The sequence below is a fragment of the Actinomycetospora aurantiaca genome (genome assembly GCF_037401875.1).
Taxonomy (GTDB): Bacteria; Actinomycetota; Actinomycetes; order Mycobacteriales; family Pseudonocardiaceae; genus Actinomycetospora; species Actinomycetospora aurantiaca.
Genome location: NZ_JBBEGN010000006.1, coordinates 273,978 through 287,291, shown reverse-complemented (window position 1 = coordinate 287,291; position 13,314 = coordinate 273,978). Strand labels below are relative to the sequence as shown.

General features: G+C 73.8%; 13 protein-coding genes. 2 read left to right on the top strand and 11 right to left on the bottom strand.

Features of this window, described 5'->3' with window-relative positions:
- Positions 1-43: 43 nt before the first annotated feature.
- Positions 44-1,135, bottom strand: coding sequence for an alkaline phosphatase family protein (locus WCD74_RS15230; protein ID WP_337695702.1), 1,092 nt, complete (start codon positions 1,133-1,135; stop codon positions 44-46).
- 144 nt (positions 1,136-1,279) lie between these two features.
- On the opposite strand from WCD74_RS15230, the gene WCD74_RS15225 reads away from it, so the two are divergent.
- Entirely contained in the window at positions 1,280-2,749 is a 1,470-nt protein-coding gene (locus WCD74_RS15225) for a carboxylesterase/lipase family protein (protein ID WP_337695726.1), read from the top strand.
- 52 nt (positions 2,750-2,801) lie between these two features.
- Here WCD74_RS15225 and WCD74_RS15220 read toward each other — a convergent pair whose 3' ends face one another.
- The 9 genes from WCD74_RS15220 to WCD74_RS15180 all read right to left on the bottom strand — a co-directional run bounded on the left by WCD74_RS15220 (position 2,802) and on the right by WCD74_RS15180 (position 11,209).
- The gene (locus WCD74_RS15220; RefSeq protein ID WP_337695701.1) at positions 2,802-3,263 is read right to left on the bottom strand and encodes a hypothetical protein; all 462 of its coding nucleotides are present in this window, start codon (positions 3,261-3,263) and stop codon (positions 2,802-2,804) included.
- Positions 3,260-3,982: a hypothetical protein gene (locus WCD74_RS15215; protein ID WP_337695700.1), complete on the bottom strand. Its 723-nt coding sequence runs from the start codon at positions 3,980-3,982 to the stop codon at positions 3,260-3,262. Before WCD74_RS15215 ends, WCD74_RS15220 begins: the two co-directional genes overlap by 4 nt.
- A gap of 217 nt (positions 3,983-4,199) precedes the next feature.
- Positions 4,200-5,009: an alpha/beta fold hydrolase gene (locus WCD74_RS15210; RefSeq protein WP_337695699.1), complete on the bottom strand. Its 810-nt coding sequence runs from the start codon at positions 5,007-5,009 to the stop codon at positions 4,200-4,202.
- A gap of 35 nt (positions 5,010-5,044) precedes the next feature.
- Positions 5,045-6,076, bottom strand: a complete 1,032-nt coding sequence (locus tag WCD74_RS15205) for a uroporphyrinogen decarboxylase family protein (protein ID WP_337695698.1) — start codon at positions 6,074-6,076, stop codon at positions 5,045-5,047.
- On the bottom strand, positions 6,073-6,975 hold the full coding sequence (locus WCD74_RS15200) for a dioxygenase family protein (RefSeq protein ID WP_337695697.1): 903 nt from the start codon (positions 6,973-6,975) through the stop codon (positions 6,073-6,075). The genes WCD74_RS15205 and WCD74_RS15200 overlap by 4 nt, the downstream gene beginning before the upstream one ends.
- The gene (locus WCD74_RS15195) at positions 6,972-7,787 is read right to left on the bottom strand and encodes a citryl-CoA lyase (protein WP_337695696.1); all 816 of its coding nucleotides are present in this window, start codon (positions 7,785-7,787) and stop codon (positions 6,972-6,974) included. Before WCD74_RS15195 ends, WCD74_RS15200 begins: the two co-directional genes overlap by 4 nt.
- Complete coding sequence (locus tag WCD74_RS15190; RefSeq protein WP_337695695.1) at positions 7,780-8,922, bottom strand: CaiB/BaiF CoA transferase family protein; 1,143 nt, start codon at positions 8,920-8,922, stop codon at positions 7,780-7,782. The genes WCD74_RS15195 and WCD74_RS15190 overlap by 8 nt, the downstream gene beginning before the upstream one ends.
- Before the next feature lie 66 nt (positions 8,923-8,988).
- Positions 8,989-10,170 carry an FAD-dependent monooxygenase gene (locus WCD74_RS15185; RefSeq protein WP_337695694.1) on the bottom strand — a complete coding sequence of 394 codons (1,182 nt, stop codon included), beginning with the start codon at positions 10,168-10,170 and terminating at the stop codon, positions 8,989-8,991.
- A 232-nt stretch (positions 10,171-10,402) separates the two neighbouring features.
- Complete coding sequence (locus WCD74_RS15180) at positions 10,403-11,209, bottom strand: IclR family transcriptional regulator domain-containing protein (protein WP_337695693.1); 807 nt, start codon at positions 11,207-11,209, stop codon at positions 10,403-10,405.
- Positions 11,210-11,359: 150 nt separating this feature from the next.
- Here WCD74_RS15180 and WCD74_RS15175 point away from each other — a divergent pair, with 150 nt between their 5' ends.
- Positions 11,360-12,811, top strand: a complete 1,452-nt coding sequence (locus WCD74_RS15175) for an amidohydrolase family protein (protein WP_337695692.1) — start codon at positions 11,360-11,362, stop codon at positions 12,809-12,811.
- Between the two features lie 18 nt (positions 12,812-12,829).
- Here the strand turns inward: WCD74_RS15175 and WCD74_RS15170 are convergent, their stop codons facing one another.
- The gene (locus WCD74_RS15170) at positions 12,830-13,264 is read right to left on the bottom strand and encodes a nuclear transport factor 2 family protein (RefSeq protein ID WP_337695691.1); all 435 of its coding nucleotides are present in this window, start codon (positions 13,262-13,264) and stop codon (positions 12,830-12,832) included.
- Positions 13,265-13,314: the final 50 nt, after the last annotated feature.

Genomic DNA, 13,314 nt, shown 5'->3' with positions numbered 1-13,314 from the left:
GAGTCTGTGACCACGCACACCTGATGATCAGCAGGGACCCTGTCTATCCGACCGGGGTCAGCAGCGGCACGAGCCGCTCGGCGTCGGTCGTCGAACCGTGCTGCCCCGGCAGCCGCGCCAGGACCGGCTCCCCCTCGGTGCGCACGACCGCCGCCGTCCCGCGCATCGCGACCACCAGGTCGGGCACCCGGTCGCGCACCGCCTCGTCCACCGGGCCGAACCACCCGTCGTCGAGCACCTGCTCCTTCCCGACGACGAGCGCGTCCTCGCCCAGCACGGCGGTCCAGGCCGCGCGGACGTCGTCGGCGGTCCCGGGGCGGGTGTAGAGCAGACGCGCCCGCGGGTCGCCGCCGACGAGCGGGTCGCCGGCCAGCAGGTCGGGGTGGGTGTCGGCGTCGTGGCGGCGGTCGACGGCGACCATCCCGTGGTCACCGGTGACCGCCAGCAGCGTGCCCGGCGGCAGGTCCTCGGCGAGTCGGGCGACGAGGTGGTCGATCGCGCGGAGCTGCCACCGCCACGCGAGGGAGCCGGGGCCGTGCAGGTGGCCGAGCTGGTCGAGGTCGGCGTGGTAGGCGTAGACCAGCCCGGGCGGGGCCCCGAGGATCTCCGCGGCCAGGTCGCCGAACGACCCGACGCCCCGGTAGGTCGCCCCACGCAGCCCGGACCGGGTGAGCCCGGACTCGCGGAAGGCGCGGTCGGAGACGACGGTGCAGGCGACCCCCGCGGCCGTGGCGCGCTCGAACACCGTCGGGTGCGACTGGACCCGCTCGGGGACGAGACGTTCGCGCAGGTCGGTGGTGCCCTCGGTCCAGGTGAGCGCGTCGAGCAGGACGTCGTCGACGCGGAAGCGCACCCCCAGCGTGCCGTGCGCGCCGGGCGGGAGTCCGGTGCCGAGACTGGTCACGCTGATCGGCGTGCTCGACGGGAAGCCCACCTGCAGCGGCCCGGCGTCGCGCATCGCGGCCAGGAACGGCGCGTCGGCGGCGTGGGCGTCCAGCAGCTCCCGGCCCAGCCCGTCGACCAGCAGGAGCACCGCGGACCGCGCCTCCGGGAGCGGGAGGGGGTCGGTGGGCGGGTCGAGGTCGTGCCCGATCGCCCGCAGGAGGGCCGGGAGCACCGCGTCGAGGCCGGTCACGCCGCCGATCCTGCCCGGTGCCCACGTCGAGTGCGGCATGACGCAGGTTCGCTGGCCCGTGGAGCTGCCGGGTGTCGCACTCGATTCCGGTGGTCGGACGTGGCGTTGCCGGGCCCGGCGTGGCGCACGAGGCTCGCGGACGTGATGGAGGTGCGGACGAACGGCGGGCCGGTCCGGGGACGTGTCGAGGACGGGGTGAGCGTGTTCCGCGGGATCCCGTTCGCCGCGCCGCCGGTGGGGCCGCGCCGGTTCGCCACGCCGGAGCCGGTGACGCCCTGGGACGGCGTGCTGGACGCGACCGCGTTCGGCCCGCCCCCGCCGCAGTCGGCGATGTCCGCCGCCGGCTCGGTGTCCGCGCGGCCGGCCGACGACGGCCGGGGGTGGCTCACGGCCACCGTCTGGTCCGCGGACGTCGAGGAGCGCCGTCCCGTCATGGTCTGGATCCACGGCGGCGCCTACCGGGCGGGCAGTTCCGACGACCCGGCCTACGACGGGGCCGTCCTCGCCCGCGAGCACGACGTCGTCGTCGTGACCTTCAACCACCGCGTCGGCGTCGAGGGCTACGGCCGGATCGAGGGCGCCCCGGACAACCGGGGCCTGCTCGACCAGGTGGCCGCGCTGGAGTGGGTGCGGGAGAACGCTGCGGCGTTCGGCGGCGACCCGGACCAGGTGACGGTGTTCGGCGAGTCCGCGGGCGCCGGAGCCGTCGCGTCCCTGCTCGCGATGCCGCGCGCGGCGGGACTCTTCCGGCGCGCGATCGCCCAGAGCGTGCCCGGCACCTTCTTCTCGACCGGTCTCGCGAGCGACATCATGACGACGATCGCGGCCGGGCTCGACCGCCGGCCCACCGTCGACGACCTCCGCGACGTCGACCCGGACGCGCTGATCGCGGCCGCCGACGGTCTGGTCATGCGCGAGCACGAGGACCGGTGGGGCCTCGTCGCCCGCACCCCGACCCCGTTCTCCCCCGTCGTCGACGGGGAGGTGCTCCCGACGACGCCGTGGCGGGCGCTGCGCGACGGCGCGTCGGCCGACGTCGAGGTGATCGTCGGGCACAACCGCGACGAGTTCCGGCTGTTCCTCGCGCTCGGCGGGCTGCTCGGGACGGTGACCGCGGAGATGGCCGAGCGGACGCTGGCCGCGTTCGCCCCCGACGCGGCCGCGTTCCGCGACGCCCACCCGGACCTCTCCGACGAGGGGCTCTTCGAGCTCGTGCAGTCCGACTGGCTCTTCCGCATGCCGTCGCTGCGGATCTCGGAGGGGCACCGCGGACGGTCGTACGTCTACGAGCTGACGCTGGAGGCGCCCGGGCAGGGCGGCGTGCTCGGGGCGTGCCACGGGTTCGACGTGCCGCTCGTGTTCGGCACCCGGACCGGGGGCATCAACGCGCTGGTGCTCGGCGGCGAGGCCGGACCCGTCGTCGAGGGGGTCTCGGCGGCGGTGCGGCGCGCCTGGACGGCGTTCGCCCGCGGGGAGGGCCCGGGGTGGCCCGCGTTCGACGGGGCCCGGCAGGCCTGGGTGGTAGGCGCGGACCCCGCCGTCGGGACCTACCCGGAGGAGACGTCGGCGGCGCTGTGGGCCGGCCACGAGTTCGAGGCCCTGCCCCGGACGTGAGTGACCGCCCGGGACGAGGCGACGGACGTCCCGGGCGGTCGGGGAGGGTGGTCTAGAGGGAGAGCAGCCGGTCGAAGAACTCCCGGTAGCGGCGCAGGGCCTGGCGCAGCTCCTCGGTCCCGGGCTCGGCGTTGCCGCTCCACTCCGCCTCGAGCTCGGAGCGTTGGTCGCGGAACACGCGGCTGACCTCGTCGAGCACCTCGCCGACGAGCTGGTCGGCCTCGGTCACCGACTGGCGCGGCTCGTCGACGAACCCGGCCTGCACCTCCTGCCACCGGTTCCGCAGCCGCTCGGAGGCGCTCGGGTCGAGGACGGAGACCGAGTCCTGGCCCGCGTCGTGGTCGTGCTGCCCGGCGTGGTCGCCGTGCTGCCGGGTGTAGCGGCCGGGCTCGTCGTCTCGGCCGGTGTCCACGTGTCCGTCCCGTCCCGCGTCGGGCCGGTCGTCGCGGCGGTCGTCGCGGCGCTCGTCGGCGTACGCGCGGTCCCCGCTGCTGGTGTCGAACTCCGTGCTCACCGTCGGCTCCTGTCGTCCTCGTGTGCCTGGTCGTGGTCGGTGCCCGGGCGGCCGGGGCCGTCGCGGTCGTCGGTGTGGCGCCCGTTGTCGCGGTGCCGGCCGGCGTCGGGGCCCCGGTCGCCGCGGTCGTCGCGGTCGTCGCGGTCGTCGCGATCACCGTGGGCCTGGCGGTCGTCGCCGTCGCGGTCGCCGCTCTCGTCGAGCAGGGCGTCGACCAGGCTGCGGTAGGAGGTGACGGCCGAGCGCAGGTCCTCGGTGTCGGCGCTGCCGTTGCGCTGCGCGTCCCGGACGCGACGGGCCTCGCGGTAGTTCTCGACGACCCGCGGGTGCTCGACGGAGATGTCGGCGGCCCGCTGGTCGAAGTCGTCGACCGGGTAGCCGCGCTCGCGCATGATCGTGGTGACCAGCGAGTCGGCCTTCTCCACGGCGCCGCCCGGGTCGTCCACGAACTCGCCCTGGATGCGCTTCCAGTCGCCGCGGAACCGCTCGCGGGTCTGCGGGTCGATCGGCTTCAGGTCGAGCTGCTGGTGGCGCTTGCGGCGCTCGGCCAGCTCCTTCTCGGCCTCGCCCTTGCTGTCCGAGCCCGCGACCACGCGGTCGTACTCCGGCCCGAACTCCTGCTGCAGCTGGTCGGAACGCTTCTTGCGGGCGAGCGCCAGTCCGCCGCCGACCAGCGCCAGCACGACGACGACCGCGACGATGATCCAGACGGTGGTCATGACGACCCCTCCGAGGGGCGGGTGAACATGACCCAGAGCGTCGTCCTGCACACGGTCGGTATCAATCGACCGTCGAGCGGCACGTGTGTTGCGTCACACGGCGGGCAACCGCCCGACGCAAACCTCGACACGCCGATCATGACCGGATCGTGGCGAACGCCCTGGTCAGCGGGTGCACCCACCGTGCCGCATCGACCCGCCGTCGGGAAGACCCCGCCTAGCGTGCGAGCAGCGCGTCGACCTCGGCGAGCCAGTCGCGCCGGTGGGCGATCTCGTCGTGGACGACGTGCCCGGCGTCGGGCCACCGCCGCACGGTCACGTCGGGGTGCGCCGCGACGAGGGCGGCCGCGGCGGCCTCCGGCAGGACCGAGCCCCGAGCCTCGTCCGCGGCCAGGACGCGCACGGGGACCCGCGGCGGCGCGGCCAGGTCGATCGTGGCCAGGGTGGTCCCGTCCGCGACCGCGCCGAGGGCCTCCGGGTCCACGTCCAGCAGGCCCTGCGCCCGGGCCTCGATCGCGTCCGCGGCCTGCACGTCCGACGGGCGTCGCCCGCCGGGGCCGGGCATGGCGCCGAGGACGGCGGCGACGGTCTCGAGGGTCGCCCCGGTGGCCTGCCACCGCCGCACCTGGTCGCGCAGCGCCCCGAAGACGGCGGCCGCCGCGTCCAGGTCCACGCGCCGTAGCGGCGGGTCCTCCAGCAGCGCCGCCCGGACCAGCTCCGGGCGGCGCTGGGCCAGCGTCCACGCGATCGCCCCGCCCAGGGAGTTCCCGACGACGTGGGCGGGGCCCACCTCGTCGAGCAGCGCCTCGACGTCGGCGGTGTAGGCGTCCAGGCCGTACTCGGCGGGGGTGCGTGGCGAGACGCCGTGGCCGCGCAGGTCGACGGCCAGCAGCCGCGCCCGCGTCCCGAGCGCCTCGAGACCCTCGCCGACGAACCCGAACGTCCCGTGGCTGTTCCCGGCGCCGTGCAGCAGGACCAGCAGCGGTCCGTCGTCCCGACCGGATTCCGTCACGTGCAGCGCCGCCATGATCGCCAGTATCGGCCTCACCGCCGCCGGGAGCGTCAGCCCCGCTCGTCGCGCAGGATCGCCGCCGCGCCCGCCATCGCGCGCATCTTCCCCTCGGCCGCCTCGCGCGGGAGGTACTTCATGCCGCAGTCGGTGGCGATGACGACCTGCTCGGGCGGCAGGTACTCGAACGCCCGCCGGACGCGCCCGGCCACCGTCTCCGCCGTCTCGACCGCCGGGTCCGACAGGTCGATCACGCCGAGGATGATCGTCTTGTCGGTCAGGTCGGCGAGCACGCCGAGGTCGAGCCCGGACTGCGCGGTCTCGATGGAGATCTGGTCGACGGGGCTGCCGGCCAGTTCGGGCAGGAACGAGTAGCCCTCGGGCCGCTCGTGGATGATCGCCGCGTAGCCGAAGCAGATGTGCACGGCCGTCGTCCCGGTGACGCCGTCGAGCGCGGCGTTCAGCGCCGCCAGCCCGTACTGCCGCGCCGGTTCCGGACGGGCCTGCATGTACGGCTCGTCGATCTGGACGACGTCCGCGCCCGCGTCGAACAGGTCGCGGACCTCGGCGTTCACCGCCGCCGCGTAGGCCATCGCCGCGGCCTCGTCGTCGGGATAGTGGTCGTTCTGCGCCTGCTGGGACATCGTGAACGGGCCCGGCACCGTGATCTTGATCGTGCGGTCGGTGTTCGCGCGCAGGAACTCCACGTCACGGCGCTGGATCGGCCGCGAGCGCCGGATCTCGCCGGCGATCCGCGGCACCGGGTTCGGGTGGCCGCTGCGGTCCAGCGCGGTGCCCGGGTTGTCGACGTCGACGCCGTCCAGCGCCGTCGCGAAGTGGTTGGAGTAGCTCTCCCGGCGCATCTCGCCGTCGGTGATCACGTCGAGTCCGGCCCGCTCCTGCGCCCGGATCGCGAGCAGGGTCGCGTCGTCCTGGGCCTGTTCCAGGAACTCGGGGTCGACGCGCCAGAGCTCCTTCGCGCGCACCCGCGGCGGGAAGCGACCGGCCAGCTTCGACCGGTCGATGAGCCAGTCCGGCTGGGCGTACGAGCCGACGAGTGAGGTGGGCAGCACGGTCTGCGTCACTTCCCGTCGCTCCGCTCGCCCTGACCCGCCGCCTGCAGGACGAAGTCGTACTCCGCCTCGAGCCACGGGATGTCGCTCGACCCGCCGTCGGGCGTGGGGCCCGGGTCGCGCTCGACGAACGAGACGATCAGCTCGGACTTCACGCCATAGACGACGTCGGTGTCGAGGTACTGCGCGCCGTCCTGGAACAGGTGCGTGATCAGCGGCTCGTAGCCCGGCACCTCCATCCAGAAGTGCACGTGGGCCGGGCGCATCCAGCTGATGTCGGTCGCGTGGATGAGCTCGCCGACCGGGCCGTCCATCGGGATCGCGTAACCCTTCGGGGCGATCGTGCGCAGGCAGTACGACCCGTCGTCGCGCGACCGGTACTTGGCCCGCAGCCGGGCCTCGTCGACGTCGAGCTGCGACTCGTAGGCGCCCTCGGCGTCGGCCTGCCAGACGTCCATCTCCGCGTCCGCGATCGGCGTGCCGTCGAGCGAGCGGACGACCCCGTGCACGAAGAGCGGCGTGCCCTCGACGCCGTCGGACATGTCGCCGCCGAAGCCCAGCGACGGGGACTCGTCGATGAAGAACGGCCCCAGCACCGTCGCGGGCGTCGCGCCCTCGGACAGCCGGTTGTTCTGCTGGACGACGAGCATGGACAGCCCGAGCACGTCGGAGGCGAGGATGAACTCCTCGCGCTTGTCGTCGCTGATCTGCCCGGTGCGGGTGAGCCACCGGATCGCGGCCATCCACTCGGCCTCGGTCAGCTGCGTCTCGCGGGCGAACGCGTGCAGGTGGCGCACGAGTGCGGTGAGGAGCTCGGCGGTCCGCGGGTCGTGCGCGGTGGCCCAGCGCTCGACCGCGACGTCGGTGATGGTCTCCTCGGTGACGGTGCGCGGCGTGGTGGAGTGCGTCATCGTCCCTCCTCGCTGATGGACGGCGGCTGATAGGGATCAGGGTCCACCGGCTTGTTGTGCAGGTCGACCGACAGGAAGATGTCGTTCGCGACGGGGTGGCGCAGTTCCTCGGCGAGCTGCCCGATCAGACCGGCCGTGCGGGCGAGCAGCGCGAAGCCCCGCAGCAGTTCCAGCGGCAGGCCGAGATCGGCGAGCACCGCGCCGCACACGCCGGCGCCGTTGAGCGGCAGCGTCTTCCCGAGCACCTGCGGGTGCACCCGCCCGATCGCGGTGAACAGCGCCAGGTGCGGGCCGGTGACGCCCTCCTCGGCGGCCAGCGCCATGAGCTTCGGCGTGCGCGGGTCGCCCTGCTTGTGCACGTGGTGACCGAGTCCGGGGACGAAGCGCATCTGCGCCCGCTGCTCGGTGACGACCCGCAGTGCGAGCTCGTCCCACCCGGCGTCGTCGGTCGGCAGCGGGGCCGTCAGCTGGTCGTGGAGGAAGCGGCCGCAGTCCTCGGTGACCCCGAGGAACCTCGAGCCGCCGGCGAGCAGGCCGGCCGCGATCGCCCCCTGCACGGAGTCCGGCGCGGAGAGGTGCGTCAGGCGCGTGACGATGGCCGTGGGCGTGTAGCCGTGGTCGGCCAGCGCGGCGAGGACGGCCTCGAAGACCCGGGTCTCCCCCGGCGACGGGCGGCGCTGGGTGGCGAGCCAGAACGCCAGCTCCCCGAACCCGACCTGCCCCATCACGTCCTCGACGAGGTCGTGGCCGAGCAGGGTGATCCTGTCCGGCGACGCCGCACCGAGGGCGGTCTCGTACTCGCGGTCACTCACCGGCGCTCAACCACTTCCGCAGCTCCTCACCGTGCTCGTCCAGCTCGGGCGGAGGCAGTTCGTAGACCGCCGGGGTCGCGGAGAACCGGATCGGGTGCCTCGTCGTCGGGACCGCGCGGTCGCCCTCGCCGACCTCGACGACCGGGTCCAGCCCGAACCGCTCCGCCATCGCGAACCCGCCGTCGATCGACTGGATCGGCCCGCAGGGCACGCCGGCGTCGACGAGCAGCTCGAACCACTCGACGGCGCTGCGCTGCTTGAGCCGCTCGACCAGGACCGGACGGAGTTCCTCGCGGTTCTCCGTGCGGTCGGCGTTGCGGGCGTAGCGCTCGTCGTCGGCGACCTCGGGGATGCCGAGGGCCTCGCAGAGCTTGCGGAACTGCCCGTCGTTCGCGGCGGCGATGATGATGTCGTCGTCGGCGGTGGCCAGCGGCTCGTAGGGGAACACGCTCGGGTGCGCGTTGCCCATCCGGTGCGGCACCACCCCGCCCGCGACCCACGCGCTGGAGTGGTTGACCAGCCCGGTCAGCGCGGACGAGAGCAGGTTCAGCTCGACGTGCTGGCCCTCGCCGGTGGCGTCGCGGTGGCGCAGCGCGGCCAGGATGCCGATCACGGCGTGGTTGCCGGCCATCACGTCGAACACCGAGATGCCGGCCCGGTAGGGCTCGCCGTCGGGATCGCCGGTCAGGTCCATCAGCCCCGAGATGGCCTGGACCATCAGGTCGTAGCCGGGGACGTGGGCGCCCTTGCCGGAGCCGAAGCCGGAGATCGACGCGTAGACGACGCCGGCGTTCGTCTCCTTGACGGAGTCGAAGTCCAGGCCGTACTTGCGCATCCCGCCCGGGCGCAGGTTCTCGATGACGACGTCCGCGCGGCGGGCGAGCTCCTGGGCGAGGGCGACGTCGTCGGGATCGCGCAGGTCGAGCGCGATCGAGCGCTTCCCGCGGTTGATCCCGAGGTAGTAGGTCGACGTCTCGCCGCGCACCGGCGGCATCCACGTGCGCGTGTCGTCGCCCCGCGGTCCCTCGACCTTCACCACCTCGGCGCCCATGTCCGCGAGCAGCATCGTCGCGTAGGGCCCGGCGAGGATCCGGGAGAAGTCGGCCACGAGGACCCCGGCGAGCGGGCCAGCCATCGTCCGTCCTTCCTGTCCGTCTGGCGGACTGTCGTCCGCGAGCATCGTCCTTCGCGACGACGGGCGTCAAGCGTCGGCGTCGACACCGGCGTTCGCCCCGGCGTCGACCCCGGCGTAGGCGTGGGCGAACCACCGCGCGAGCAGCGGGTCGTCGCGCAGCCGCCGCACCCAGCCCTCGCGCATGCCGTGGACGAAGCCGGCCGCTCCCGTTCCGGCGAGCGCGTCGGTGGAGAACGCGGACAGCACGCGGAGGAACCAGTCCGAGAAGCCCTGCGTCGCCATGATCACCGGGAGGCGGGTGTCGGAGTAGGCGGTCAGCCGCGCGTCGTCCCCGCGATGGGCGTCGACGAGCCCGTGCGCGAGCTCGACCGCGTCGGCGACGGCCAGGTTCATCCCCTTCCCACCCGCCGGGGTGATCAGGTGCGCGGCGTCGCCGAGGAGGAAGACGCCGCCAGCCTGCATCGGGGTGGTCACCCGGGTGCGGAGGTCGAGGTCGTCCACGGAGATCTGCACGCCGTCGAGGGCGCCGGGCTCGCCGAGCCGGTCGGCCAGGTCGGTGCGGACCTCGTCGTGGGTGAGGTCACGGGCCCGGACGTCGTCGGGGACCTCGAGGTAGAACCGCGTCTCCCTCGGCCCGCGGCGCAGGTGCGCGGCGTACCCGCGCGGGTGGATCGCGTAGATCGTGTGCCCGACCAGCGGCGCCGTCACCGCGGAGACGACCAGCCACCGCGCCGCGAGCGGGCGGTCGAGGACGGTCACCCGGTCGCCGAGGGCCCGCGCGACGACGCTGCCCGCACCGTCGGCCCCGACGAGGGCCCGCGGACGGTAGGTCGTCCCGCCCGCGGTGATGCTCGGGGCGTCCGGGTCGACGTGGGTGACGGTCTGCTCGAAGTGCAGCGGCGCGCCCTCGTCCACCAGCGCCTGCGCCAGCTCGGCGACGATCCGGTGCTGCGGGAAGACGTAGTGCGGCCGGTCGCCGGTGAGGTCGGCGTAGTCGAACAGGTGTCGCGTGGTCGGCGTGCGGAACTCGACGCGGCGGTTCTCGGTGTCGAAGACGAGCGGCAGCCCCTCGGCGCGCAGCAGCTCCGCGGTGCGGTACTCGACGATCCCGGCCTTCGGCAGCGTCCCGATCTCCGCCCGGGACTGGCGCTCGAGCAGCACGTACGGCACGCCCGCCCGCTGCAGCAGCCACGCCAGCACGAGCCCGGCGGGTCCGGCGCCGACGATCACGACCTCGGGCTCGTCCATCCCGCCATCGTGCGCGCGTCGGTGAGCGGGCCGCGCGCCGACTTCCGGGGGACGGGAAGTCGCGGGCCGGTCGTGTCCCCGCTGCCTCGTGGCAGCAATGGTCCGTTGCTGACGTCAGGTGTGCGGACGGCGCCACTCGCACATCAGCCCGGCCCGCCCACGGATGTGCGAGTGGCGCCATCCTGACGTCCAGCGTCAGCAATGGGCCATTGCTGACGAACCCGGCGCCCCCCTACGACGCCGGAAGCGTCACGTGCGGCAGCGCCTCCCGGCGGGCGAAGTCGGCGCTGATCTCCCCCGCCGTCGCGAGGAGCACCGGCAGGTGGTGCTCCACCAGGTACTCGACGGACGTCTCGGCGGCGTGGCAGTTGACGTTGACGCCGGCGATGACACGGCCCGAGCCGTCCCGGAGCGGCGCCGCGACGGACCGGATGCCGAGCGTCAGCTGCTCGTCGGTCAGCGCCCAGCCCCGGGCCCGGACCTCGCGCAGTGCCGCGTCGCGCTCCTCGACCGACGGCGTCCATCGCGGGGTGAGCCCCGACCGGGTCGGTTCCGCGAGCACCCGGTCCAGCTCGTCGGGCGACAGAGCGGCGAGTTGCACCTTGCCCAGCGACGTCGGCAGAGCCGGGAACCGCGTCCCGATCTGCACCGCCAGCGACACGATCTTCGGCACCGACGCCCGCGCGACGTAGACGATGTCCGACCCGTCGAGCTGGGCGATCGAGCACGACTCGTGGGTCCGCGCCGACAGCGCCTCCAGGTGCGGGCGCGCCACGTCCCACAGGCCCATCGACCCGACGTAGGCCGTCCCCAGGTCGAGCACGCGCGGCGTCAGCGCGAAGCCGCGGTCGTCGGAGCGGACGTACCCGAGCTCGGCGAGCGTGAGCAGGATGCGGCGCGCCGTGGGCCGGGCGAGGCCCGTCGCGCCCGCGACCTCGGACAGCGTCATCGTCGGCCGCGCCGCGGAGAACGCGGCGATCACGTCCAGCCCGCGCGCCAACGACTCGATGAAGTCGGGTCCGGTTCCCTCGCGCGGCACGCCGCGCACTGTACGTCCGCCAGGCGGACACCGTCTCCCTTTCCGACGGCGGGTCGCGTCCGGTTGACACCGCAACCGTCGCTGAGCACAGTGAGCCAGGTCATCCGACCGACTGACGGACAGGTGTCCGAGTGCGAGGGAGCGAGCACGATGAGTGAGGCCCGGCGACCGGTCGTCCTGCGCGGGGGAACCGTGCTCACCCTGGACGCGGCCCACACCGTGCTGACCGACGCCGACGTGCTCGTCGTCGACGACCGGATCGCCGCGATCGGCGCGCAGCTCGACGTGCCCGAGGGCACCGAGGAGATCGACGCGCGCGGCGGCATCGTCATGCCGGGGATGATCGACACCCACCGGCACATGTGGCAGACCGCGATGCGCGGCTACGGCGCGGACTGGACGCTGACCCAGTACTTCGTCTGGTACTACCTCGAGCACGGCCGCGCCTTCCGCCCCGAGGACGTGCACGCCGGCAACCTGCTCGGCGCGATCGAGGCGATCGACGCGGGCGTGACCACCACCGTCGACTGGTCGCACGGCCTGCAGACCGCCCAGCACGCCGACGCCGCCGTCGACGCGCTGCAGGCCGTCCCCGGCCGCTTCGTCCTCGCCTACGGCAACATCCAGGACGCGCCCGCGAACTGGACCACGTCCGCGGAGTTCCGGGACTTCGTGCAGCGGCGCATGAGCGGCGACCGCGACCTGCTCGGCTTCCAGCTCGCCTTCGACGTCACCGGCGACCCGGCCTTCCCGGAGAAGCCGGCGTTCGAGGTGGCCCGCGAGCTCGGTGTCCCGGTGACCACCCACGCCGGCGTGTGGGGCGCCACCAACAACGACGGCATCCGGCTGATGCACGACCACGGGTTCATGACCCCGGAGACCGTCTACGTCCACGCCGCGACGCTGTCCGCCGACTCCTACCACCGCATCGCGGCGACCGGCGGCTCCGTGTCGGTCTCCACCGAGAGCGAGCAGTCGGCGGGCCAGGGCTACCCGCCCACCTGGGCGCTGCGCTCCCACGACATCCCGGTCTCGCTGTCGATGGACACCACCGTCTGGTGGAGCGGCGACCTGTTCTCCGCGATGCGCACCACGTTGGGCGCCGACCGGTCCCGCGAGCACCTCGAGGCGCACGCCCGCGGCGAGACGGTGACGCACGCCGCGCTGCGGGCCGAGCAGGTCGTCGACTGGGCGACCCGCGGCGGCGCGGCGGCGCTGGGCCGGGACGACCTGGGAAGCCTCGAGGTCGGGAAGAAGGCCGACGTCGTGCTGATCCGCAACGAGCACTCGCCGGTCTCGTTCCCGCTGCTGCACCCCTACGGGCAGGTCGCCCTCCAGGCGCAGCGCGGCGACGTCGAGGCCGTGATCGTCGACGGCCGCGTGGTCAAGCGCGACCACCGCCTCGTCGGGATCGACCTCGCCGCCACGCGCCGCACCGTCGAGTCCACCGTCGAGCACCTGCGCTCCACCCTCGGCGAGGAGGCCTGGACCGCCGGGATGAACCCCGAGGTGCCGGAGACGAAGATCCTCGACAACCCGTACACCTACACCGACTACCGCTCCTCGGCGACGCACAGTGTGGCTTCGCCAGGTGAGCACTAAGTGGGCCTATAGACCCACTTACTGCTCACCTGCGCGCAGCGCACACCCCCAGAACGCCTCGATCGCGGCGCGGTCCATGTCCATTGTCCGGAGCTCCGTGCACCGGCCGTCCGGGCCGAGGAGCATCTGGTAGACGGCGCGGTTGTCGAAGACCGCGCCGTGGGTCGTGCCGTGTTCGTGGATCAGCAGCAGCACGCCGTCGTCGAAGCCCCAGCCGGCGAGGATCTCCTGGGCGAAGGTGCCCCCGAAGAACTCGGCGAACGCGAACCAGAAGCCCAGCACGGCGTCGCGGCCGCGCAGCTCCCGCCACGGCCCGGCGCCGACGTCGTTGACCATGACGACGTCCTCGGCCATGAGCGCGACGGTGGGCTCCACGTCCCCGTCGGCGAGCGCAGCCATCGCGTCGCGGACGCGGACGAGGTTCGGGTGGTCGGTGCTGACGGTGACGGTCACGGTGCTCCCCCTCGGTCGTGGACGAGGGCGACGCTAGGCAGAACGGCGCT

Bases quoted from the DNA above. Each gene is read 5' to 3' on its own strand.
- WCD74_RS15225 (WP_337695726.1), top strand. From the start codon at position 1,280: ATGGAGGTGCGGACGAACGGCGGGCCGGTCCGGGGACGTGTCGAGGAC.
- WCD74_RS15215 (WP_337695700.1), bottom strand. From the start codon at position 3,982: ATGACCACCGTCTGGATCATCGTCGCGGTCGTCGTCGTGCTGGCGCTG.
- WCD74_RS15210 (WP_337695699.1), bottom strand. From the start codon at position 5,009: ATGGCGGCGCTGCACGTGACGGAATCCGGTCGGGACGACGGACCGCTG.
- WCD74_RS15200 (WP_337695697.1), bottom strand. From the start codon at position 6,975: ATGACGCACTCCACCACGCCGCGCACCGTCACCGAGGAGACCATCACC.
- WCD74_RS15190 (WP_337695695.1), bottom strand. From the start codon at position 8,922: ATGGCTGGCCCGCTCGCCGGGGTCCTCGTGGCCGACTTCTCCCGGATC.
- WCD74_RS15185 (WP_337695694.1), bottom strand. From the start codon at position 10,170: ATGGACGAGCCCGAGGTCGTGATCGTCGGCGCCGGACCCGCCGGGCTC.
- WCD74_RS15175 (WP_337695692.1), top strand. From the start codon at position 11,360: ATGAGTGAGGCCCGGCGACCGGTCGTCCTGCGCGGGGGAACCGTGCTC.